This is a genomic window from Clostridium tunisiense TJ, from assembly GCF_000300195.1.
In the GTDB taxonomy this organism is placed as follows: domain Bacteria; phylum Bacillota; class Clostridia; order Clostridiales; family Clostridiaceae; genus Clostridium_J; species Clostridium_J tunisiense.
In genome coordinates, this window is the sequence record NZ_AMQH01000060.1 from 1 (window position 1) to 216 (window position 216).

The window sequence follows — 216 nt, forward strand, 5'->3', positions numbered from 1 at the left end:
CACTCCAGAAAATTATGAGATAATAAATTATATCAATGATGTATCACTAGAAAATCCAGAAGTACTGATGACATCAGATGCAAATGGAAACTATACTAATGCCTATACTTATGGTCTAGATAGAATATCAGTAGATAAACTATCGCCAAATAGTGATGCTAAGACTGATCCATTATTCTACTTGTACGATGGACGCGGTAGTGTAGCTAATACAAC

At 33.8% G+C, this 216-nt stretch carries 1 protein-coding gene; it reads left to right on the top strand.

Features of this window, described 5'->3' with window-relative positions:
* On the top strand, window positions 1–216 hold a 216-nt coding region (locus tag C661_RS22540), incomplete at both ends, for a hypothetical protein (RefSeq protein ID WP_041877995.1).